Raw genomic sequence first — 20729 nt, forward strand, 5'->3', positions numbered from 1 at the left:
CGGCTTGGCGCTGACCGAATTCTCCGGTCAGCGCCAAGCCGTTTTTTCGCGGAAACTACTTGCGTCCGACGAACCAGTCCTGCAGCTTGTCGATGCGCGCCTGCAGCTGGTCAGCTGTTGCTTGCGGCACCGCAGGCCCGCCGCAGATGCTGCGCAGCTTGTTGTGGATCTGCCCATGCGGCGTGCCGGTCCGGGCAGCCCATGCCGAGACGTTCTTGGACAGCTTCGTACGCAGCTCCATCATGCGGCGGTGGTCGGACACCGGCTCGGGCTTCGTGGCGCCCTTGGAAATCTGCCTGTTCTGCTGCTTGCGCAGCAATTCAGACACCTGCTCGGTATCCAGCAGGCCCGGGATTCCCAGGAAGCCCAGTTCCTCTTCGCTGCCGATGTCGGCACCGGTGCCGAATTCGCCACCGTCGAAGAGCACGCGGTCAAAGGAAGCCTGCGAGTTCAGCGCTTCGAACTTGTTGCGTGCCAGCTCGTCGCTGGCCTTCTCTTCCTTGTTCGCCGCTTCCAGCAGCGAATCGTCCAGGCCGTCCTCGTCCTTGGAGCCTTCGCGGTCCAAGGCGTGGTCGCGTTCGACTTCCATCTCGTTGGCCAAGGCCATCAGGATCGGCACCGAGGGCAGGAACACCGAGGCCACTTCTCCGCGCTTGCGGCTGCGCACGAAGCGCCCCACCGCCTGGGCGAAGAACAGCGGCGTGGAGGTGGATGTCGCATAGACGCCGACGCACAAGCGCGGCACGTCCACGCCTTCGGACACCATGCGCACCGCGACCATCCAGCGCGCATCGGATTCGGAGAATTCGTCGATCTTCTGCGATGCCTTGGGGTCATCGGACAGGATGGTGGTGACCTTCTCGCCGCAGATGGCTTCGAGCTGGGCAGCATAGCCGCGCGCGTCCTCGTGGTCGGTGGCAATGACCAGCCCGCCGGCGTCCTTCACGGTGCGGCGCACCTCGGACAGGCGCCGGTCGGCGGCTTGCAGCACCGAGGGAATCCAGTCCCCGTGCGGGTCCAGCGCGGTGCGCCAGGCATGGGCGGTGACATCCTTGGTGAAGCCCTCGCCGAGGTTTGCTTCCATCTCCTCGCCGCCGGCGGTTCGCCAGCGCATATTGCCCGAATAGGCCATGAACAGCACCGGACGGACCACATGGTCTGCCAGGGCGTTGCCGTAGCCGTAGGTGTAGTCGGCCTTGGACCGGCGGATGCCGTCTCCCTCATCGATATACTGCACGAAGGGAATCGGTGCAGCATCGGAACGGAACGGGGTACCGGTCAGGGCCAGTCGGCGGGTGGCAGGTTCGAATGCCTCGCGGATGCCGTCGCCCCAGCTCAGCGCATCGCCGGCGTGGTGGACCTCATCCATGATCACCAGGGTGCGGGCATCCTCGGTCTTCGCACGGTGCACGGCAGGCTTCAGCGCGACCTGGGCATAGGTCACCACGACGCCCATGTAATGCGAGCCGTGCCGGCCGTCGGAGTTCTTGTAGTTCGGGTCCAGGGCAATGCCCACACGCGCTGCCGAATCCGCCCACTGCTTTTTCAGGTGGTCGGTCGGCGCGACAACGATCATGCGGTTGATCTTGCCCGAATCGATCAGCACCTTCGCCAGGCGCAGCGCGAAAGTGGTCTTGCCGGCGCCAGGGGTGGCCACGGCCATGAAGTCCTTGGGCTCCTTATCGAAGTACAAGGCCAGCGCTTCGGCCTGCCAGGCACGCAGCTTCGGCCCGGTTCCCCATGCCGCGCGTTCCGGGTACGCTACCGGAAGCTTGTCTTCTAGTGGAAGCTTGTCGCCAAAATCAAAGAGTGTCTCGGTCATTTACCTTTTCCCGGCCGCGTGCATCGTGTGAAGTAGTGCTAGTTCATTCGCAGCACTACCCCATCAAGGAATCGTAGATTTCCTTGCACTCGGGGCATACCGGGAATTTCTGCGGATCTCGGCCTGGGGTCCAGACCTTGCCGCACAGGGCGATCACTGGCTCGCCGGTCATTGCCGACTCCATGATCTTTTCTTTCTGCACATAGTGGGCAAAGCGCTCGTGATCTCCGGCCTCGACACTCTGGGTTGTCTCGGTACGTTCAATCGTGGCAGTGCCACCGCGGGTTTCTTCAGACTGTTCCACCATGCCTTCAAGTCTAGTACGGATTGCCCCTGCTGTCCGCGTGGCGGCCATGGGAGCTTGTCCACATTGACTTTGCCGCTGTTGCTTAAGCTGCTCCGTGTTCGGCTTCATATCTTCAGGTCAGTGATCGTTTTCTTGCATCTGCTCAAATGGCTGCCATCCAGTTTGATTTGGATTTCTCCCGGCTTGGGCACCACCGGCCAATATCCTGTGAACCTTGTTGCACCAGGGCAGGCAAAAGGCCGCCCGGCGGAACATTGCTGTCCGCTGGACGGCCCAGGATGCCGTTCCGGTTGCCCTGCCTACTTGTTGAGCATGACCGACTGCATCAACTCTGGAGTGCGCTTCTCATACCATTTGCCGCCGAGGGCAATGCCGCCGAGCACCAGTCCGGTGCCCAGAACCAAGCCCGCACCCAGGGTGATGAAGCCCAAGACCTGCGAGTGCTGGAACCAGCCGATAGTGTAGGGAATGAGCACCGGGATCAGCAAGAGTCCCATGGTGAGCATGATACCCAGCTGCGTGAGCGCCATGCGCATGCCGCTGCCAGGCGGGGTCTTCATCGGGTTATCGCCCGGAAGCGGCACCGCATAGGTGTAGCGGGCCGAAGACACCGAGGAAACGCCCAACGCGACGAACAGCGCGGCCAGCGACAAGCCCAGATCACCCGGGATGCGCCATAGCTCGCCAGCGATGAGGCCAGGCAGGATCGCGGCCGCCAGGACCGGAATGATGGCAATCAGGAAGCAGGACAGCGCCCGTCCTGCACGATCGGCCCGGCCGGATATGCCGGTCAGTGCATGCAGTGCAAAGGCCGTGTTGTCATAGGAAATATCTGCGGATATGGAAAAGCCCAGCAGGATGCCGATCAACGGCCCCATCAGATACATCATCGTGTAGTTGCCGGATTGGCTGCCGGTGAACCAGAAGAGCAATGGAAGCACCGGCACAATCAGCACGCCCACGGCGTAGCGCGGATCCTTGAACCAATAGGTCAGTGCCCTGGCGGCGACGGCGCCGGTCGGTGTTGCCGGCAGCAGCTTGAAGAAGCCCAGCCCCTTGGCCGTGGCAGCGCGCTGCTGCGGCGGCGGGGTAATCGCGGCTTTTGCAGTAGCGCGAGCCAGCAGGAAATAGAGCCCGCCGAGGTAGGCCGCACCTAGCGCCAGGTGGATGGCCATTTGCCCGTAGAGCGCCGAGGCATAGGCCCCGGGAACAGCGGCAAAGGCGCCGAGCGGGGTGTAGCCGAGCACCGTGGACAGCGGATGGATCCAGTCGCCCATGGACTCTGCCGCGGAGAACACCGAGGCCATGATCGGGCCCAGCCCGACGAGCAGCAAGAACAGCAGCGCGAACGTCAATTCGCGGAAGCGGCGCTTGGCCCGCAGCGCGGTTGCCATGATCACCAGGTACTGGCACAGCAGGATCGCCATCACCGCGGTCGCCACCGCAGCGAGCAGACCCAGCATCAACGCACCTGCATCGCTTCGCCACATCAGCGAGGCGCCCAGCAGGCCGACAACTGTCAGCACCGCAGGAATCGAGATAAAGCCGGCCAGCACCAGGGCAGGACCCAGGGTCTTTTCCGGGATTCCGAATTGGACGAAGCGCGACGGTTCCAGGGTGAGGTCGACGCCGGTCAGCAGCGGCGGGATGATGGCCCAGCCCAGCACCACTGCCGAACCGATCAGGGTAAACATTTCGCCTTGGAAGGGGATCTCGTCAGCGGCGAACCACACGGCCAAGGTCAGCATGGTGATCATGCCCAGCGCGTACAGGCCGCCGATGATGACGCCGATCAGCTGGCCGACGGAGCGCTTGAAGCCATTGGCCAGCAAGCGCAGTTTCAGGCTTAGGACGTGCGCAACCATGACAGCCCCTCGTTGTTGGCGCGGCCGCCCACCAGATCGACGAAGCGGTCTTCCAGGCTCATGCCGCCGCGGACTTCATCCACGGTGCCCTGCGCCTTGAGCACGCCATCGGAAATGACCGCCACATGCGTGCACATGCGCTGGACCAGGTCCATGACATGCGAGGAAACGATCACGGTGCCGCCGAACTCCACGTAGTTGTTCAGGATGTCGCGGATATTCGCCGCCGAGACCGGGTCCACTGCCTCGAATGGCTCATCGAGCACCAGCAGCTTTGGCGAGTGGATCATCGCGGTAGCCAAGGTGATCTTCTTGGTCATGCCGGCGGAGTAGTCCACCACCAGCTTGTCCCCGTCATCCAGCAGGTCCATCACGCGCAGCAGGTCTTCGGTGCGCTGGGCAACTTCGGCACGGTCCATGCCGCGCAGCAGCCCGGAATAGGTCACCAGCTGCCGGCCGGTGAGCCGATCGAATTGGCGCACGCCATCGGCCAGGACGCCCAGGGTGGACTTGGCGGCGTGCGGGTCGGCCCAGATGTCCACGCCGTTGACCACCGCCTGGCCCGCATCCGGGCGCAGCAAACCGGTAGCCATCGAGAGCATGGTGGTCTTTCCGGCGCCGTTGGGCCCGACCAGCCCATAGAATGAACCGGCGGGAACTTGCAGGCTGACGTTGTTCACGGCAATCTTGGCGCCAAATTGCTTGGCGAGAGACCGGATGTCCAGTGCGATCTGATTCATAGTTTAAGGCTAGCAATGCCCCAAGTCAGAACACATCATCCTTTGGAGTTAAACCTGAAGGCAAGACAAAGCCGCGGCCCGGGAAATATTCCGGACCGCGGCTTGCTAGCTGTGCGCTTCAGCGCTTCGGCATCAGCCTAGAAGAGTACGCGGGCCAGCTTCTGGCGCGAGGCGGCGACGCGTGGGTCGGCATTGCCGATGACCGCATAGAGCTCGATCAGGCGGCGGCGCACCCGCTCGCGGTCCTCATCCGCTAGCTTGGAGATCAGCGAGACCAGCCGGGCGAAGGCGTCCTCGACATGCCCGCCGACCACATCCAGGTCGGCGACATCCAGCTGCGCCGCGATGTCCTCGGGGTTCTGCGCGGCCTGCTCGCGAGCCTTGTTCAGATCCAGGTTGTGCGTGCGCGAGAGCAAGCGGACCTGGTACACGCCAACCTGCGCGTCCTTGTCGTTCGGCTTTTCGTTCAGCGCTTCCAAGTAGGCTGCCTCGGCGGCGGCGTAGTCCCCCGCATCAATGGCGTCGACTGCCTTCTGGTGCAGCGGCGGCAGTTCCGGCTCGGCCTGGCCGGCCTGCCCGGAGAATGCCGGGGCGGTGCCGCTCATGCCCTGCTGCACGGCAAGCTGTTCAAGCTGCGCGAAAACCTGGGCAATTTGCGCTTCTTCGGCAGGACCCTGGAACAGCGGCACCGGCTGGCCCTTGATCAGCGCAACCACCATCGGGATCTGCTGCGCCTGGAAGGCCTGGGCGATCTGCGGGTAGCTTTCGGCATCCACGAGGCCGAGGACGAACTTGCCACCCTTGGCATCCACCAGCTTGCGCAGGGTCGCATCCAGGTCTGCAGAGACCTGCACGCGCGGCGAGCCGAGGGAAACGATGGCGGGCACCTGCTGGGACAGGCCGACGAACTGCTGGAACGCGGCCTCGTCCAGGCTGGTGGTCCAGCTGGCGGCACCGGCTGGGGTGCTGTCGGTGGCTTCCGGGCCGTGGTTGGCCAGCGCCGAGAGATCCACCGCACCGCGGGTCGAGGGGATGTTCTGATCAGTCATGGGGATTAGTCAACTTCCTTCACATCGAGCAGGACCTGGCTTGCCGAGATCAGCTGGATCTTGTCCTTGGAACCATCGGCCGGCAGGTAGAACATCACTGGTTCGGCGTAGGTGCTCTCGACGTCGCCGTTCGACGAGCTGGAGCCCAGCAGCTGTTCGGTCAGCTTGTCGGTGCTCTTGAGCGGGTCGGCGTCTTCGGTGCGGACGAACAGCGCCTTGTTGTTCAGCTTGCCGGTGACAATCGCGCCGCCGTCCGGGGTGGAGACCACCTTGGTGTCGCCCTCGGTGACCGAGCGCTTGTACTTCACGTTCGCCTCGTTGGCTTCCTTGGACTCGTCCTCCTGGGCCGCGTGCACCGCCTTGATGAAGTCCGACTCGGCGAACTTGTCCTTCTCCTTGGCCTTGGGATCGGTCAGCACCTTGCCCAGCGCCTCCAGCGCCTTCTTCGGGGTCATCTGCAGGCCTTCGGCGTCGGCGCCCAGCTGCTTGGTCGACGGATCGCCCACCGCGATGCCCGGGAAGGTGGAGTTCGGCAGCATCTGTCCGGCGAAGACCACCTTGAAGTTCTCGCGGGCATTGGCCTGCACCAGGGTGAGCGCCTGCGGCAGGGTGTCTGCGTCATTGTTCTTCGCGGTCACCACGGAGATCACGCGCGGGAACTTGGCTTCATTCGCATTCGGCACCGCGGCCGAGCGGATCACCTGGGTCGTGAGCGCCATCGGCTTGTCGACCTTGAACTCTTCCTTGAGCATGTCATAGCGCTTGTTGCGCAGGTACTTGAAAGCACCGGCGCTGCGCTGTTCCAGGGCCTTGGAATCGTTCTTTTCATCTGCCTTGGCGATCTGCTTCTGGGCATCGGCCAGCACCCGCTTGAGCTGCTCTTCGGTGATCACCGGGAAGCTGGCCGCTTCCTCCTCCGAGGAAGCGGCGGATTCGGAGCCCTTGGCCTCGTCGGACTTGGCTTCTTCGGACTTCGCTTCATCGGACTTCTGCGCCGATTCCGAGGCCTTGGCACTGTCCTCGTCGCTTGGAGCCATCGGCAGCGAGACGCCGGAGATGGCCAGGGCGACGACTGCCACGGCGGCGACCGAGTGCTGGGTGTTCGAGCCGGTCTTCGCCTTGCCGGGGCGCATGGCCAGCAGGGCCACGCCGAAGACCAGCAGCAGCGCGCCGGCAATGATCAACGGCAGGGCGAATGGCATGGCGTCGTCATTTGCGTAGCTCACCGAGATGTCCACTGGAGCGGCGTCCTTTCCGCCGGCGGCCAGCAACAGCGACCAGTCGCCGGAATCCGGAGCGGTCCAGCGGTAGGTCATGGTCTGGTCTGCGGTCTGCGAGTCGAAGAAGATGTCATCGCCGGCGGGGTTCGGCACTTCGGCTTCGCCCTTGGCGTATTCGGCAATCATCTTGTGGTTATTGGTATCGATTCCGGTGACCGAAACGTGCGCGGCATCGCCGACCCACGACTCGACGTCATAGTCGCGTCCCAGGGACGCGGTGAATTCACCCTTCGACTTGATCACCAGTTCCACCGGATCAAGCTTGGGGTCGTTGACCGAGGATTCAATCACGGTCAGCGGGGCCTCATCGGATAGTTGCGGCATGGTCGCGGTCACCGTTTCGGGCGGCGCCCAAAAGGTCTTCTGTCCGATGCCGACCACCAGGGCCACGGCCCCCAGCAGCATCGCGATCACGGAGATTACTTTTCGCACAAGTTCACCTATTCGCCTACGTCTCACAGCTGTTCTTCGACAAGTCTAACGAGTTGCGGCGGATCATGGTTCCGATCAGTGCCTGTGAACTGCCTCAACACCGCAAGTGCGTGGTGCCTTGAACCACTTAATAGACGCCAATGCGCGATATGCTCTGACCCATGGAGCCAGATCAGCCGCGCCCGCATCGCGCTCAGCACGCGCACGACGAGCAATCGCACGCACCTGAGCGCTCCGTGGAACCAGAGGCCCCAGGCCCGGAATCCACAGCGCATTCCCAGCCTCATCAGGCGAATTCCCAGCCGGCGCCGCCATCATCAGAGGGCTCGCCGGTCCCCCGCTATCCCGCTTCTGCGCCATCGGGCGGCACTGCGGCTCGCGAGGGCTGGACCAGGAAGCTCGCCGACCGGGTGGGCAAGCTGCTCAACGCCCCGCAGCGGGGCGCGGCCCTCGGCGAGGAACCCGAGCAGCCGCTGGAGGGATCCCCCGAACCCATTCCTGCGCTGCACCCGATTTCCATGGGCTTCCTGGGCACCATCGGGGTGGGCATCGCTCTGGGCGGCTTCTACCTGCTGACCAATGTCGGCTCGCTGATGACCTGGATTGCCATCGCGCTGTTCATTGCCCTGGGCCTTGACCCGCTTGTGCGCTTCATGATGCGCAAGGGGCTCTCCCGTCCGCTGGCCGTGACCGCGACCATGGTCAGCATGCTGGCAATCTTCGGCGGCTTCATGGCCCTGATCATCCCTACGCTGGTCAATCAGATCACCACCTTCATCACGCGCGCGCCTGAAATCGTCGATGATTTCCTCAATAGCGAATGGGTCAGGGAAATCGACCGCCAATATGCAATCTCCCAGCGCATCACAACCGAGGTGGACCGTTTCTTTGGAGACTCGGGCGCCGTAACGAATGTCTTCGGCGGTGTCCTGGGCGTCTCGCAAACCGTCGCGCAGTCGATGTTCGGCGTGCTGATCGTGCTGGTGCTGGCCATCTACTTCCTGGCGTCCCTGCCTGGCATGATGGGCTTCTCATTGCGCCTGGCCCCGCGCTCCAAGCGCGAGCGCGTCTCGGAATTGACCGTGCGCATCACGCGCTCGGTGGGCAACTATGTCATGGGCCAAGCCACCGTGGCGATACTGAACTGCCTGGTGGCGCTGCTCCTGATGAGCATCCTGGGCGTTCCGTTCACCGCGCTGCTCACCTTGCTGGTGGCCTTGCTGGCCTTCATCCCACTGGTCGGTGGCGTGATCGCCGGTGTGCTGGTCACCTTGGTGACGCTGTCCCTGGGGTGGCAAACCGCGCTGATCTATGCCGTCTGCTACTTCGGCTACCTGCAAATCGAAGCCTACTTCGTCTCGCCGCGCATCATGCGCCGGGCGGTGGCAGTGCCCGGCGCTGTAGCGGTGATCTCGGTGATTGCCGGTGGCAGCCTGGCCGGGGTTACCGGTGCGCTGATGGCCATTCCGGTAGCTGCCAGCGCCATGATCCTGTTGCGCGAGGTATTCATCGCACGCCAGGACCGCCGCTAGCGGACTGACTCCGCAGGCTCGTCCTAGTAGCGGTAGGAGCGGGTTTCCCAGCAGTGCGGATGCCAGTGGCGCCGCGCGGTGGCCGCGGCCTCATCCCCCGACCAGTGATCCGCCCGCCAGGCGACCACATGGGCCACGCCCACGCCGATGGAGCGGTGGCACCCGGGGCAGGTGTAGATCTTGTTGGCGTTCAGCGGCGCGATCTTGCGTACATGCCACTGCCCATCCGGGGCATCCTGGCGGAGCACCACGCCGAAGCGCGCCCGTTGCATCCACTCTTCCTGGTCCGCTCCGTACTCCTGCTCGTCATCCCCATAGCCGTGTCCGGATCCGGAGTTCCGGCCCTTGGCAGGTCGTGAATTCTTCGAGCGGCGCGGGCGGTTGGAACGTGGCATGTCATTAATCATGCCGTATCTGAGGGCACAAGTCGCAACCAGCTAGTAAAGTGTGTGGGGTGCGTTTAGTGGTAGCGAAGTGTTCAGTAGATTACGAGGGCCGTCTGCGAGCCCACCTTCCGTTGGCGACCCGCCTGATCATGGTCAAGGCCGATGGATCGGTTCTCATCCATTCGGATGGCGGCAGCTACAAGCCGCTGAACTGGATGAATCCTCCATTGACCCTGCGCGAGGCCGACCCCGACGAGGAAGCCGCCGCTTTGGGAGCCACCGCCACGTGGATCGTGGCCAGCGCGAAGACCGATGACAAGCTGACCATCCACTTCCACAGCTTCGAGCACGACTCGGCCCACATCCTGGGCAATGATCCGGGGCTGGTCAAAGACGGCGTCGAGGCCGACCTGCAGCGCCTGCTAGCCGAGCAGATCGAGTTGCTCGGCGACGGCCACCAGCTGATCCGCCGCGAGTACATGACCGCCATCGGCCCGGTGGACATCCTGGCCCGTGATGCCAAGGGCGCCACGGTAGCGGTAGAGCTCAAGCGCCGTGGCGACATTGACGGCGTGGAACAGCTGACCCGCTATCTGGACCTGCTCAACCGCGATCCGCTGCTCAAGCCGGTCACCGGAATCTTCGCAGCCCAGCAGATCAAGCCGCAGGCCCGCACCCTGGCCGAGGACCGCGGCATCCGCTGCCTCACCCTGGACTACGACGCCATGCGCGGTGTCGACGATTCCGCAGGACGTCTCTTCTAGCGCAGAGTCCTGCCCGACGCGCTGCAAGTCCCGGAGCTGCCTGCCGACTGCTAATCTGATCTCCTCAACCAAATGCGCTGGGGGCCGCACGGCACCAGCCAGCTTTGCCGGGAGGACCATTGGATCCGCTGACAGCTTCGCTCATGGCCATTGGCAGCGGTTCCGCCGCCGGACTTCGGCCCTACTTCACCGTGTTGGCGCTCGGCATTGCCGGACTCGCAATTCCCGACACCGCACCAGAGATGATCGCCTCGGCCGCCCGGCAGATCCCCGAGAGCATCAGCAATCCTTGGGTTCTGGCGATTTGCGCGGTGCTGGCCATTGGCGAGGCGGGCCTGGACAAGATCCCTTTCCTGAACTTGTCCATGGAAACGGTCTCCGTATGGCTGCGCCCGGTCTTCGGAGCGCTGGTAGGCATTGGGCTTGGGGCCAACTCGGGAGTGGAAGTTGCCGTGGTGACCGGGTTGCTCGGTGCGGGATCCGCGCTGTCGGTGAGCCTGGGCAAATCATCGCTGACCGCGGCAACCAACGTCGTGCCCGAACCGGTGGCCCAATGGGTGCGCAGCCTGATAGAGGATTTCGGTGCGCTGGTGCTGGTGCTCGCGGCCGTGCTGCTTCCGGTGCTGGCCGCGCTGCTTGGCCTGGCAGCGGTGGCCATCGGGTTCCTCCTCTACCGGATGTTCCGCAAGGCCTACCGCTCGCTGAAGAGCAAATTCGGCAACGCGAAGGACAAGCAGGCCGCCGCACGGGCCGCGCGCGAAGCGCAGCTCGATACCGGCGGGAATGCCAGCGCCTGGCAATCGCTGAAGCTCATCGCTTCCGGCACCGATCCGGAAAACCCGGATCCTGCCGCTACACGCGGCTGAGCGCATGAGGCCCGCCCTCCTTCCACGTCCGTTTCGTGAATAATCCGCCAAGTCGGTGACTGGATGCCTTCTCTCTTCTAAGCTGGGAACATGACTACGACGCGCTACGCTTTGTTCGCCACCCTGATTTCCGATGGTCTCAAGGTCACCGATGGCGTGCTCGCCGTCGAGGGAGACCGCATCCGCTTTGCCGGCAACCGCGATGACTTCACCGCCCTGCCTGACGCCGCCGACTACCCGGTGCGCGAAGTGGCCCCGGGATCCATCATCATCCCGGGCCTCATTGACCTGCACTGCCACGGCGCCCTCGGCGCTGATTTCTCGTCGCCGGATCACAAGAGCGTCACCGAAGCCATCGAGTACCTGCACCGTTCGGGCACCACAACGCTGCTCGCCTCGCTGGTCACCGCTGAGCCGTCGTCGATGATCGAGGCCGCCGAGCTGCTCGCCGAATTGGCCGAGGCCGGGAAGATTGCCGGCATCCATGCCGAGGGCCCGTTCCTCTCCGAAGCCCGCTGCGGCGCCCAGGATCCGCGCTTCCTGCAGGAACCTGATCCCGGCTTCGTCAGCGAGCTGGTGGCCGCCAGCCGCGGCCAGCTGCGCACCATGACCTATGCCCCCGAACTGGAGGGCACCGAGGAAATCATCGAGCAGCTGGTCTCCCACGGCGTGGTTCCCTCGCTGGGGCATACCGATGCCAGCGCGCAGGTCGCCTCCGATTCGCTGCGCTTTGCCCGCGAGCAGCTGCGCAGCGCCGGGGTGGACGGATTCACCGAACGCCCGACGGTCACCCACCTGTTCAACGGCATGCCCTCGCTGCACCACCGCGAGCCGGGACCGGTGGCCGCCTGCCTGGAAGAAGCGGTGAACCGCAATGCGTTCGTGGAGCTGATCGCCGACGGGGTGCACCTGTCCCCCGATACCGTGCGGCTGGTCTACCGGCTGGTGGGCGGAGGCAACATCCTGCTGGTCAGCGATTCCATGGCAGCCACTGGCCTGGCCGATGGCCACTACACCCTCGGCCCGCAGGAGGTGACCGTGTCCAACGGCCAGGCACGGCTGTCGAGCGATAATTCGCTGGCTGGCGGCACCTGCACGCTGCTCCAGATCGTACAGCATGCGGTGCAGGCAGGGGTCTCGCTGGTCGAGGCGGTCAACTCGGCCACGTCCATCCCTGCCTCGCTGATCGGATTGGCCGATGAAGTCGGCTCCCTGCACTACGGCTTCGCGGCCGACGCGCTGGTCCTCGATGCCGACCTGCAGCTGGTCCAGACGATCCGCAACGGGGAATACCTCTAGCCTTTAAGAAGCGAAGACCGCCGCTGCAAGTGCAGCGGCGGTCTTCGCGTATTCAAATACTAGATCTGCCAGCTTCCGGCGATCGGTCCGGCTTCGAGCCAGGCCGAGAAGCCGGTGTAGTCACGGTAGTCCATGGCCAGCAGCAGTTCCTCACCGCTGCGCACCAGCATCACGATGATGAATCCCGGCGGGATCCGCGAGGTTTCCTCATCGGTGGGCTGGCGCGTTCCGGTGATGTCCAGTCCGCGGCGCTCGATCACGAAGCTCGGCACCGGGGAGACAGAGAAAAACCGCAACAGGTCCACATGCGCTCCGCCGTAGCGGCCGATGACCATGATCCATTTGCCCGAGGGCGCGAGGATTGATGCATCGAAGGTGCCCAGCGTGCGCCGCAATTGGATGCGGCGCACGGCCATGGCCCCGAAGAACATGGCGATGCCGATGAGGATCAGCAACGCGATCAGAACTGGTGCGGTTATCTCGAACAATTCATCGCCTACGCTGCGGTACCAAGCACAGCGTTGTCAGCAACGATCACTACGCGATCCGAATCAACGGAGAAGAAGCCCCCATCGATCTGGACCGAGAAGCGGGACTCGGAAACCGGTTCGATTTCCAGGTCCCCAGCGGCAAGCACGGACAGCATCGGAACGTGACCGGGCAGAACACCGATCTCGCCGTCCACCGAACGAGCCTTGACCAGCTTCGCTGCGCCCGACCACACGAAGTGGTCGGCCGCGACGATTTCGACCTGAAGCTCAGCCATGATTAGCTGGCCTTCTGGATTTCGGCCCACTGGCGCTCGACGTCGTCAAGACCGCCGATGTTGAAGAACGCCTGTTCTGCAATGTGGTCCAGGTCGCCATCGCAGATGGCCTTGAAGCCTTCGATGGTGTCCTTGATCGATACGGTCGAGCCCTCGACACCGGTGAACTGCTTTGCGGTGTAGGTGTTCTGCGACAGGAACTGCTGGATGCGGCGTGCACGGGCAACGACGATCTTGTCCTCTTCGCCCAGTTCGTCGATACCGAGGATCGCGATGATGTCCTGCAGTTCCTTGTTCTTCTGCAGGATAGCCTTCACGCGGATGGCTACATCGTAGTGATCCTGGCCGATGTACTGCGGATCCAGGATTCGCGAGGTCGAGGTCAGCGGATCGATTGCCGGGTACAGGCCGCGCGACGCGATTTCACGCGACAGCTCGGTGGTTGCATCCAGGTGGGCGAAGGTTGCTGCCGGCGCCGGGTCGGTGTAGTCATCGGCCGGGACGTAGACAGCCTGCATCGAGGTGATCGAGCGGCCCTTCGTCGAGGTGATGCGTTCCTGCAGCAGGCCCATTTCATCGGCCAAGTTCGGCTGGTAGCCCACGGCGGAAGGCATGCGGCCCAGCAGGGTCGACACCTCGGAACCGGCCTGGGTGAAGCGGAAGATGTTGTCGATGAAGAGCAGCACGTCCTGGTTCTGCACATCGCGGAAGTATTCCGCCATGGTCAGAGCCGACAGTGCCACGCGCAGACGGGTGCCTGGTGGCTCATCCATCTGGCCGAACACCAGTGCGGTGTCCTTGAGCACGTTGGCTTCGTCCATTTCGACCCAGAGGTCGTTGCCTTCACGGGTGCGCTCGCCCACGCCGGCGAATACCGAGGTACCACCGAAGTTGCGTGCCACACGGGTGATCATTTCCTGGATCAGCACGGTCTTGCCCACGCCAGCGCCGCCGAACAGGCCGATCTTGCCGCCCTTGATGTAAGGGGTCAGCAGGTCGATCGACTTGATGCCGGTTTCCAGCATCTCGGTCGAGCCCTCGAGCTCCGAGAACTTCGGTGCCTCGCGGTGGATTGGCCAGCGCTCGGAAACCTGGATCTCCGAGTTATCAACGTCCAGGGCATCGCCCAGCACGTTGAAGATGTGGCCCTTGACGCCGTCGCCGACTGGGACGGAGATGGCAGCGCCGGTATCGATAACCTGAGCGCCGCGGACCAGGCCGTCGGTGCCCTGCAGCGATACTGCGCGGACCAGGCCCTCACCGAGGTGCTGGCTGGTCTCGAAGGTGATCTTCTTGGTTTCGCCGTTGAGGGTCAGCTCAGCGGTCAGTGCGTTGTAGATAGCAGGCAGTGCGTCGGCTGGGAACTCGACGTCCACGACCGGGCCAGTCACGCGCGCGACGCGACCAATGGCCCCTGCGGTAACCTGCTCGTTGAGTTGGGCAGTCATCTTTCTCACTTCTTGTCTGGTCGGAATCTCGGAAATCAGCTGTTCAGCGCGTCGGCGCCGGCAATAATTTCCGAAAGCTCCTGGGTGATTTCAGCCTGACGGGCATTGTTGAGCAATCGGGTGTACTTCTTGATCAGTTCACCAGCGTTGTCGCCTGCGGCCTTCATGGCGCGCTGGCGGGCAGCGAGCTCGGAGGCAGCGGACTGCAGCTGGCAGTTGAACAGTCGAGAATCGATGTAGCGCGGCAGCAGTGCGTCAAGCACTTCCTCCGGCGATGGCTCAAACTCGTACAGTGGCAACAGCTCGTCGGCCGGGGTCTCGGACTCGTCCTCGACAACCTCCAACGGCAACAGACGGATGACCGTCGGTTCCTGCGTGACCATCGACTTGAACTGGGTGTAGACGACGTGGATCTCGTCCACGCCTCCCTGCTCGAAGTCGGTGTCGAAGTCCTCCAGGAGGACATCGCGCAGCTCGCGTGCGGTTTCGAAACGCGGGGAATCGGTTTCCCCGGTCCACACTCGTGCGTACTCGCGTGAGCGGAAATCAAAGTAAGCCTGGGCCTTGCGGCCGACCAAGTAGGTCTTGACTTCCTTGCCTTCTTCACGCAGGAGTTCCACGAGGTGCTCTGCCTGCTTCAGAACGCTGGCGGAGTAGGACCCGGCAAGTCCTCGGTCCGAAGTCATCACCAGGACCGCGGCACGGCGTACCTGCGCCGGCTCGGTGGTCAGTGGATGATCGACATCGGCCTGGGACGCGACGGCGGTTACTGCACGGGTAATCGCATTGGCATACGGCAGCGAGGCCGAGACACGCGTACGTGCCTTACCAATGCGGGATGCAGCGATCAGTTCCATCGCCTTGAAGATCTTGCGCATCGACTTGGTCGATCCGATCTTCTGGCGGTAGACCCGAATCTGGGCTCCCATGTGTGTCCTTTCCTTATCCCCTGCCTTGGGAGGGCGGCGCCGTTACCGGCGCCGCTCCCCCTTGGCAAGGAAAATGTCAGCGCTTCTGCTTGACGATCTGTTCCTGGTCAACGGACTCGGAATCGAGAGCGTCATGCTCTTCGTGTCCGGCTGCGACAAGCTTGTCGTCGCCTTCACCGAAGAAGCCGGCCTTGAAGTCCGCAACAGCGGTCTTCATGGCTTCCAGAGTCTCGTTCTCCAGCTTGCCGGTCTGGCCAATCACGGTCAGCACATCGGTGCGGTGGCGCAGGTACTCGATGAACTCGCCCTCGAAGCGGCGTACATCCTCAACCGGGACATCGTCCAGGTAGCCGTTGGTGCCGGCCCAGATCGAAACGACCTGGTCCTCAACCGGGTACGGGGTGTACTGGCCCTGCTTGAGCAGTTCCATCAGGCGTGCGCCACGGGTCAGCTGCTGCTTGGAAGCGGCATCCAGGTCCGAAGCGAACATTGCGAATGCCTGCATGTCGCGGTACTGAGCCAGTTCCAGCTTCAAGGTACCGGATACCTTCTTCATGGCCTTGACCTGTGCCGAACCGCCAACGCGGGATACCGAGATACCCACGTCGACAGCTGGACGCTGGTTGGCGTTGAAGAGGTCCGACTGCAAGAAGATCTGGCCGTCGGTGATCGAGATGACGTTGGTCGGAATGAACGCGCCCACGTCGTTGGCCTTGGTTTCGATGATTGGCAAGCCAGTCATCGAGCCTGCACCCAACTCGTCCGACAGCTTGGCGCAACGCTCAAGCAGGCGGGAGTGCAGGTAGAAGACGTCGCCTGGGTAGGCTTCGCGTCCTGGCGGACGGCGCAGCAGCAGGGACACGGCACGGTAGGCTTCAGCCTGCTTCGACAGATCATCAAAGACGATCAGAACGTGCTTGCCGCCGTACATCCAGTGCTGGCCGATGGCCGAGCCTGCGTATGGAGCCAAGTACTTGAAGCCGGCTGGGTCCGATGCCGGGGAGGCCACGATGGTGGTGTACTCCAGGGCGCCCTGCTCTTCGAGGGTCTGGCGGACGGCAGCGATGGTCGATGCCTTCTGGCCGATTGCCACGTAGATGCAGCGGACCTGCTTGGTCTGATCGCCGGACTCCCAGTTGGCACGCTGGTTCAGGATGGTGTCGACCGCGATGGCGGTCTTGCCGGTCTGGCGGTCGCCAATGATCAGCTGGCGCTGGCCACGGCCGATCGGGATCATGGCGTCGATAGCCTTCAGACCGGTCTGCATTGGCTCGTGCACGCTCTTGCGCTGGGTCACGCCTGGGGCCTGGAGCTCCAGGGCGCGGCGGCCCTCGGAAGCGATTGGGCCCAGGTTGTCCAGTGGCTCGCCCAATGGGTCGACCACGCGGCCCAGGTAGCCGTCGCCGACTGGAACCGAAAGGATCTCGCCGGTGCGCTCTACCTTCTGGCCAGCTTCGATGCCGGTGAAGTCACCAAGCACAACGACACCGATTTCGCGGGTATCGAGGTTCTGGGCCAAGCCCAGGGTGCCATCTTCGAACTTCAGCAACTCGTTGGCCATGACGGAAGGAAGGCCTTCCACTCTGGCGATGCCGTCGCTCGCGGCGACGACGCGTCCCACCTCGGTGCGCTCTGCCTTACCCGGTTCGAAGGAAGATGCGAACTCGTTTAGGGCATCGCGGACGTCGTTGGCATTGATGGTCAAATCGGCCATCTGCAGTCCCTGCTCTCCTAAATTGTGATCCGGCCCGGCGGGCCGAATCGAATGTGAATGAAGTCTGTTGTGGTCCTGGCAGCCAGGAACACCGGGCGAAGGATCGCTCCTCGCGCCCAATGAGTCCTAGCTGGCCAAGGCGCGGCGCAACTCGGCCACGCGTGATGCCACGGAAGCGTCGACAACTTCGTCGCCAACCTTGACTACCAGGCCACCAACCAGCGATGGGTCGGTAGTGGTGTTGAGCTTGAGCTGACGACCGTATAGCTTGTTCAGGCTGCTCTCCAGGCGCGAAAGCTGGGCTTCGGAGAGTTCGATGGAGCTGGTCACCGAAGCGATCCAGCGCTGCTGGCGCTTGGCCACGAGCTCTACGAAACGTCCAACCAAGGCTGCCGGCTTCAAACCGCGAGGGTTCGAAACTGCCTGGGAGATCAAAACCTGCGAGGTCTGCGACGCGTTAGGCACGAGCTTCAGCGCGAGTGCGCGCTTAGCCTCGACTGGGGCCTGTGCATCATCCAACGCACGCTGCAGCTCGTGATTGCCACGAACTACCTCGATGAAGGAGAACAGATCCTGCTCCAGCTTGTTCAGCCCCGAAGCGCCGTCCTGCTGTTCCGCCACCGCGGCAACCGCGGTGACAGCCAGCGTTTCGAGCGCATCGCTAATGTCGCGTTCCGAGCTCCAGCGGGTAGAAGCCAGCTGTGCAACGGTATCCTCGGCGTCAGCCGAGACCTTTCCGCGCAGCAGCTGAGCCAAAAGGCCTGCCTTGTCGGCATTCCCACGGGCTGGGTCAGTCAATGCGCGGCGGAGACCGGCATTTGCATCCAGTACTTCCAGGACCGCGAACAGTTCCTTAGGCAGCTCAATAGATGCCAGTGCCAGCTTGGGTTCCAGGAACTCCAAAGCCTTTGCCAGTGACTCGCTCGATACACTTGCCATTAGTTCGATGCACCTGCGTTCTGCTGAGCTTCCAAATCGGTCAGGAACTTGTCAACCACGCGCTGGGCACGGGCATCGTCCTGCAGAGCTTCGTCAACAACCTTGCTTGCAAGCTCGGTAGCCAATGCGCCCACGTCGGTGCGGAGCGAAGCCAGTGCGGATACGCGCTCAGCCTCGATCTGGCGGTGCGACTGCTCGGTGATGCGAGCTGCCTCATCGGTTGCCTTGGTCTTCAGATCGGCGAGGATCTGAGCACCTTCGCTACGAGCTTCCTCACGGATGCGGTTTGCTTCGGTGCGTGCTTCCAGAAGCTGGGCCTTGTACAGTGCCAAGGTCTCCTCTGCTTCCTTCTGCGCTGCTTCAGCCTTCTCAAGGCCACCTTCGATCGCGGTGACGCGATCTTCATAGGACTGCTCGAACTTCGGAGCAATCACCTTGATGACGATGAACAGAAGGACCGCGAAACCAACACCCGTAACGAGAATTTCCCACGGGTTCGGCAACAGCGGGTTGACCGATTCGCTCGCAGCGAGGATGAAATCAGTGCTGTTCATTCTCACTATTCCTTATCTACTAGTTTCCGCTTTTGTGTACGCCTCGCGATAGTGGCGAGGCCACTACAGTTGCGAAAAGACTAGGCGCCTACGACGAAGGCGAAGACCAGGCCCAGGATGGCCAGTGCTTCAGTAAGTGCGAAGCCAAGCAAGGCGATTGGCTGCAGGATGCGCTGAGCTTCTGGCTGACGAGCAACACCATTGATGTAGGCAGCGAAGATCAAGCCAACGCCGATAGCCGAACCGATAGCAGCCAGGCCGTAGCCGATCATATTCAGGGAGCCGTGCAACATGTGATTATGTTCCTTTCAAGATACCGGGCTTTTGCCGGTAGGTTGTGAGGTATTCCTTGAGCGACTCAAGGAAGATCTTTATGGGTTGGAAGAAAGAAGTGTTGGCCTAGTGGGCGTCGGCTTCAATTGCACCTTGGAGGTAGATCGCGGTCAGCAGGGCGAAAACGAACGCCTGCAGGCACATGATCAGAAGTTCCAGGAAGTACATAGCGACCGATCCGATGATGACCAGCACGCCGAGGCCGTTCATGGCCAGGGAGTCCTGGACAACGATCAGGTGACGCGCGCCGGACGCTGCCAGCATCACGATCATGTGACCGGCCAGCATCGTTGCCATCAAACGCAGCGAGTGCGTCAGCGGGCGAACGATGAAGTTAGAAATGATTTCCAACGGAACCATCAGCGGCATGATCCAGCCCGGAACACCGGACGGGACGACAGCCAGCTTGAAGTAGCGGATACCATGGTTCTTCAGGCCTACGGCAATCCAGGTGCCGTAGATGATGATAGCCATCGCGTAGGCAGAACCAGCGTGTGAGAACGATGGAAGCTGCAGGAACGGAATCGCGCCGAAGAGGTTGTTCAGCAGTACGAAGAAGAAGGTCGCGAACAGCAGAGGAATCCAAGGACGGAAGTTCTTCTCGCCGATGATGTCGCGGCCAATTCCGTTACGTACGAATGCGTAACCGGTTTCAGCGATGTACTGCATCTTGCCTGGAACCAATTTAGGGTTCTTGATGGCCGCGGTGAAGAACCAAGTGATGAGCACGATCGACAAAACGATCATGAGCATCTGCTTGCCGAAACCCGTGCCGTACTCCGCCATCCAAGGGAAGATATCTGGAAGGTGGGTATCGGAAACGGATGGCGGTACGAAGCCGCCTTCTTCTGAGGCCATTGGGAGCGCAAACGCGAACAACGCGCTGTCCTCTCTGCAGTAACGGTCACGGGCAAAAGGCGGTGACTGGCGGTAACTGCCTCTCACCGTGTGAAGAAAAGATCAAACGGGGATCCCATCACGGCCCATGCCAAAGCATCAACCCTGATGAAGGTCCATCTGCGGGTCTCCCCGCGGATGCATCTTGCATAAACCGCCCGCGGTTCAGCGGACGGCCAAAAATGACCCGAAGTAAGCTTATCAAACTCACAGCACCCCACCGACACAAAGTCGGGCGGAATACTCTATTCCTCGTTGTAGATAGCCAGGCGTGCCTTCATGAAGGCACGCACCTCGCCAACCTGCCAGGCAACAAGGGAGATAGCTGCTGCAAGAACGAATCCCTGGCGGTTGACCCATTCGGGCAACCCCAGGTTCAACAGCACGAAGGCGATGCCGAAAACCTTGATGACAAAGACGCCCAGGAATGCGGGCATGGCCCACGATCGGCGGATTCGCCCGGCAGCTTCGGCAATGAGGATGCCAATTGCGAAAAAGCCGATCACGATCCCGGCAGCCAGCGCACCAGAAAGCGCGTAGGTGAGATCAGCTACCAGCCATGAAATCAGGAAAAATATGGCGGTAGCGATCGCCGAATACACCAGTGACAAGCCAAGAATCGGCAGCCAGATGGATTTCGGGGCTGACGAAGCACTGACGCGGGCAGAACCAGAATTCACGTCCGCAACCTTTCTTCGTCAACACCGAGGGACCATCGCGCACCCATCGATGCTGATGAAACTTGAAACTCCCACCCGTTCCCGAAAAGAACAGGAGGAAGAAGATCCACATTGAATTCTACACGAG

21 protein-coding genes are annotated in these 20729 nt (G+C 62.4%); 4 read left to right on the top strand and 17 right to left on the bottom strand.

The genetic code is table 11. The features are described from left to right. Positions 1–55 precede the first annotated feature (55 nt). The 6 genes from BKX98_RS13495 to BKX98_RS13520 form a co-directional block, all read right to left on the bottom strand. Positions 56–1822 carry a DEAD/DEAH box helicase gene (locus BKX98_RS13495; RefSeq protein WP_073707634.1) on the bottom strand — a complete coding sequence of 589 codons (1767 nt, stop codon included), beginning with the start codon at positions 1820–1822 and terminating at the stop codon, positions 56–58. A 55-nt stretch (positions 1823–1877) separates the two neighbouring features. Continuing rightward, positions 1878–2129 carry a DUF3039 domain-containing protein gene (locus BKX98_RS13500; protein ID WP_038990501.1) on the bottom strand — a complete coding sequence of 84 codons (252 nt, stop codon included), beginning with the start codon at positions 2127–2129 and terminating at the stop codon, positions 1878–1880. Positions 2130–2428: 299 nt separating this feature from the next. Beyond that, the gene (locus BKX98_RS13505; RefSeq protein ID WP_073707635.1) at positions 2429–3994 is read right to left on the bottom strand and encodes a hypothetical protein; all 1566 of its coding nucleotides are present in this window, start codon (positions 3992–3994) and stop codon (positions 2429–2431) included. After that, on the bottom strand, positions 3976–4734 hold the full coding sequence (locus tag BKX98_RS13510; RefSeq protein WP_038990503.1) for an ABC transporter ATP-binding protein: 759 nt from the start codon (positions 4732–4734) through the stop codon (positions 3976–3978). The genes BKX98_RS13505 and BKX98_RS13510 overlap by 19 nt, the downstream gene beginning before the upstream one ends. A 137-nt stretch (positions 4735–4871) precedes the next feature. Beyond that, entirely contained in the window at positions 4872–5783 is a 912-nt protein-coding gene (locus BKX98_RS13515; RefSeq protein WP_038990505.1) for a co-chaperone YbbN, read from the bottom strand. A 5-nt stretch (positions 5784–5788) separates the two neighbouring features. Then, on the bottom strand, positions 5789–7495 hold the full coding sequence (locus tag BKX98_RS13520) for a hypothetical protein (RefSeq protein WP_121866565.1): 1707 nt from the start codon (positions 7493–7495) through the stop codon (positions 5789–5791). A 161-nt stretch (positions 7496–7656) separates the two neighbouring features. Between BKX98_RS13520 and BKX98_RS13525 the strand changes: the two genes are divergently transcribed. After that, on the top strand, positions 7657–9027 hold the full coding sequence (locus tag BKX98_RS13525) for an AI-2E family transporter (protein WP_073707637.1): 1371 nt from the start codon (positions 7657–7659) through the stop codon (positions 9025–9027). A gap of 23 nt (positions 9028–9050) precedes the next feature. On the opposite strand, the gene BKX98_RS13530 is transcribed toward BKX98_RS13525, so the two are convergent. Next, the gene (locus BKX98_RS13530; protein WP_073707638.1) at positions 9051–9422 is read right to left on the bottom strand and encodes a hypothetical protein; all 372 of its coding nucleotides are present in this window, start codon (positions 9420–9422) and stop codon (positions 9051–9053) included. 59 nt (positions 9423–9481) lie between these two features. Here BKX98_RS13530 and nucS point away from each other — a divergent pair, with 59 nt between their 5' ends. The 3 genes from nucS (at position 9482) to nagA (ending at position 12342) form a co-directional block, all read left to right on the top strand. Then, positions 9482–10177 (top strand): endonuclease NucS, encoded by a 696-nt coding sequence (gene nucS, locus BKX98_RS13535; protein WP_038990509.1) that lies wholly within the window; start codon positions 9482–9484, stop codon positions 10175–10177. A 143-nt stretch (positions 10178–10320) separates the two neighbouring features. Further along, complete coding sequence (locus BKX98_RS13540) at positions 10321–11043, top strand: DUF4126 domain-containing protein (RefSeq protein WP_143181135.1); 723 nt, start codon at positions 10321–10323, stop codon at positions 11041–11043. A gap of 90 nt (positions 11044–11133) precedes the next feature. Next, the gene (gene nagA, locus BKX98_RS13545) at positions 11134–12342 is read left to right on the top strand and encodes an N-acetylglucosamine-6-phosphate deacetylase (RefSeq protein ID WP_073707640.1); all 1209 of its coding nucleotides are present in this window, start codon (positions 11134–11136) and stop codon (positions 12340–12342) included. 59 nt (positions 12343–12401) lie between these two features. Here nagA and BKX98_RS13550 read toward each other — a convergent pair whose 3' ends face one another. The 10 genes from BKX98_RS13550 to BKX98_RS13595 form a co-directional block, all read right to left on the bottom strand. Beyond that, positions 12402–12830, bottom strand: a complete 429-nt coding sequence (locus BKX98_RS13550) for a DUF2550 domain-containing protein (RefSeq protein ID WP_066137627.1) — start codon at positions 12828–12830, stop codon at positions 12402–12404. Positions 12831–12838: 8 nt separating this feature from the next. Continuing rightward, positions 12839–13108: a F0F1 ATP synthase subunit epsilon gene (locus tag BKX98_RS13555; RefSeq protein ID WP_038990466.1), complete on the bottom strand. Its 270-nt coding sequence runs from the start codon at positions 13106–13108 to the stop codon at positions 12839–12841. Positions 13109–13110: 2 nt separating this feature from the next. Next, entirely contained in the window at positions 13111–14556 is a 1446-nt protein-coding gene (gene atpD, locus BKX98_RS13560) for a F0F1 ATP synthase subunit beta (RefSeq protein WP_066137625.1), read from the bottom strand. A 35-nt stretch (positions 14557–14591) separates the two neighbouring features. After that, positions 14592–15485 (bottom strand): F0F1 ATP synthase subunit gamma, encoded by an 894-nt coding sequence (locus tag BKX98_RS13565; protein ID WP_066137623.1) that lies wholly within the window; start codon positions 15483–15485, stop codon positions 14592–14594. 76 nt (positions 15486–15561) lie between these two features. After that, complete coding sequence (atpA, locus tag BKX98_RS13570) at positions 15562–17199, bottom strand: F0F1 ATP synthase subunit alpha (protein ID WP_038990460.1); 1638 nt, start codon at positions 17197–17199, stop codon at positions 15562–15564. Positions 17200–17325: 126 nt separating this feature from the next. Continuing rightward, a complete protein-coding gene (locus tag BKX98_RS13575; protein WP_038990459.1) occupies positions 17326–18138 on the bottom strand; it encodes a F0F1 ATP synthase subunit delta in 813 nt (270 codons plus the stop codon). Further along, positions 18138–18692 (bottom strand): F0F1 ATP synthase subunit B, encoded by a 555-nt coding sequence (locus BKX98_RS13580; RefSeq protein ID WP_038990457.1) that lies wholly within the window; start codon positions 18690–18692, stop codon positions 18138–18140. Before BKX98_RS13580 ends, BKX98_RS13575 begins: the two co-directional genes overlap by 1 nt. An 80-nt stretch (positions 18693–18772) precedes the next feature. After that, positions 18773–18985, bottom strand: a complete 213-nt coding sequence (locus BKX98_RS13585) for a F0F1 ATP synthase subunit C (RefSeq protein ID WP_073707641.1) — start codon at positions 18983–18985, stop codon at positions 18773–18775. Between the two features lie 106 nt (positions 18986–19091). Then, positions 19092–19883 (bottom strand): F0F1 ATP synthase subunit A, encoded by a 792-nt coding sequence (atpB, locus tag BKX98_RS13590; protein WP_083515384.1) that lies wholly within the window; start codon positions 19881–19883, stop codon positions 19092–19094. Between the two features lie 284 nt (positions 19884–20167). Continuing rightward, positions 20168–20602, bottom strand: a complete 435-nt coding sequence (locus BKX98_RS13595; protein WP_052253623.1) for a hypothetical protein — start codon at positions 20600–20602, stop codon at positions 20168–20170. Positions 20603–20729: the final 127 nt, after the last annotated feature.

Source organism: Glutamicibacter sp. 0426, assembly GCF_001906485.1.
GTDB lineage: Bacteria > Actinomycetota > Actinomycetes > Actinomycetales > Micrococcaceae > Glutamicibacter > Glutamicibacter nicotianae.

Bases quoted from the DNA above. Each gene is read 5' to 3' on its own strand.
- BKX98_RS13510 (WP_038990503.1), bottom strand. From the start codon at position 4,734: ATGAATCAGATCGCACTGGACATCCGGTCTCTCGCCAAGCAATTTGGC.
- nagA (WP_073707640.1), top strand. From the start codon at position 11,134: ATGACTACGACGCGCTACGCTTTGTTCGCCACCCTGATTTCCGATGGT.
- BKX98_RS13505 (WP_073707635.1), bottom strand. From the start codon at position 3,994: ATGGTTGCGCACGTCCTAAGCCTGAAACTGCGCTTGCTGGCCAATGGC.
- BKX98_RS13575 (WP_038990459.1), bottom strand. From the start codon at position 18,138: ATGGCAAGTGTATCGAGCGAGTCACTGGCAAAGGCTTTGGAGTTCCTG.
- BKX98_RS13540 (WP_143181135.1), top strand. From the start codon at position 10,321: ATGGCCATTGGCAGCGGTTCCGCCGCCGGACTTCGGCCCTACTTCACC.
- BKX98_RS13585 (WP_073707641.1), bottom strand. From the start codon at position 18,985: ATGTTGCACGGCTCCCTGAATATGATCGGCTACGGCCTGGCTGCTATC.
- atpB (WP_083515384.1), bottom strand. From the start codon at position 19,883: ATGGCCTCAGAAGAAGGCGGCTTCGTACCGCCATCCGTTTCCGATACC.
- BKX98_RS13495 (WP_073707634.1), bottom strand. From the start codon at position 1,822: ATGACCGAGACACTCTTTGATTTTGGCGACAAGCTTCCACTAGAAGAC.
- atpD (WP_066137625.1), bottom strand. From the start codon at position 14,556: ATGACTGCCCAACTCAACGAGCAGGTTACCGCAGGGGCCATTGGTCGC.
- BKX98_RS13515 (WP_038990505.1), bottom strand. From the start codon at position 5,783: ATGACTGATCAGAACATCCCCTCGACCCGCGGTGCGGTGGATCTCTCG.
- BKX98_RS13525 (WP_073707637.1), top strand. From the start codon at position 7,657: ATGGAGCCAGATCAGCCGCGCCCGCATCGCGCTCAGCACGCGCACGAC.
- BKX98_RS13565 (WP_066137623.1), bottom strand. From the start codon at position 15,485: ATGGGAGCCCAGATTCGGGTCTACCGCCAGAAGATCGGATCGACCAAG.
- BKX98_RS13530 (WP_073707638.1), bottom strand. From the start codon at position 9,422: ATGCCACGTTCCAACCGCCCGCGCCGCTCGAAGAATTCACGACCTGCC.
- BKX98_RS13555 (WP_038990466.1), bottom strand. From the start codon at position 13,108: ATGGCTGAGCTTCAGGTCGAAATCGTCGCGGCCGACCACTTCGTGTGG.
- BKX98_RS13500 (WP_038990501.1), bottom strand. From the start codon at position 2,129: ATGGTGGAACAGTCTGAAGAAACCCGCGGTGGCACTGCCACGATTGAA.
- atpA (WP_038990460.1), bottom strand. From the start codon at position 17,199: ATGGCCGATTTGACCATCAATGCCAACGACGTCCGCGATGCCCTAAAC.
- BKX98_RS13580 (WP_038990457.1), bottom strand. From the start codon at position 18,692: ATGAACAGCACTGATTTCATCCTCGCTGCGAGCGAATCGGTCAACCCG.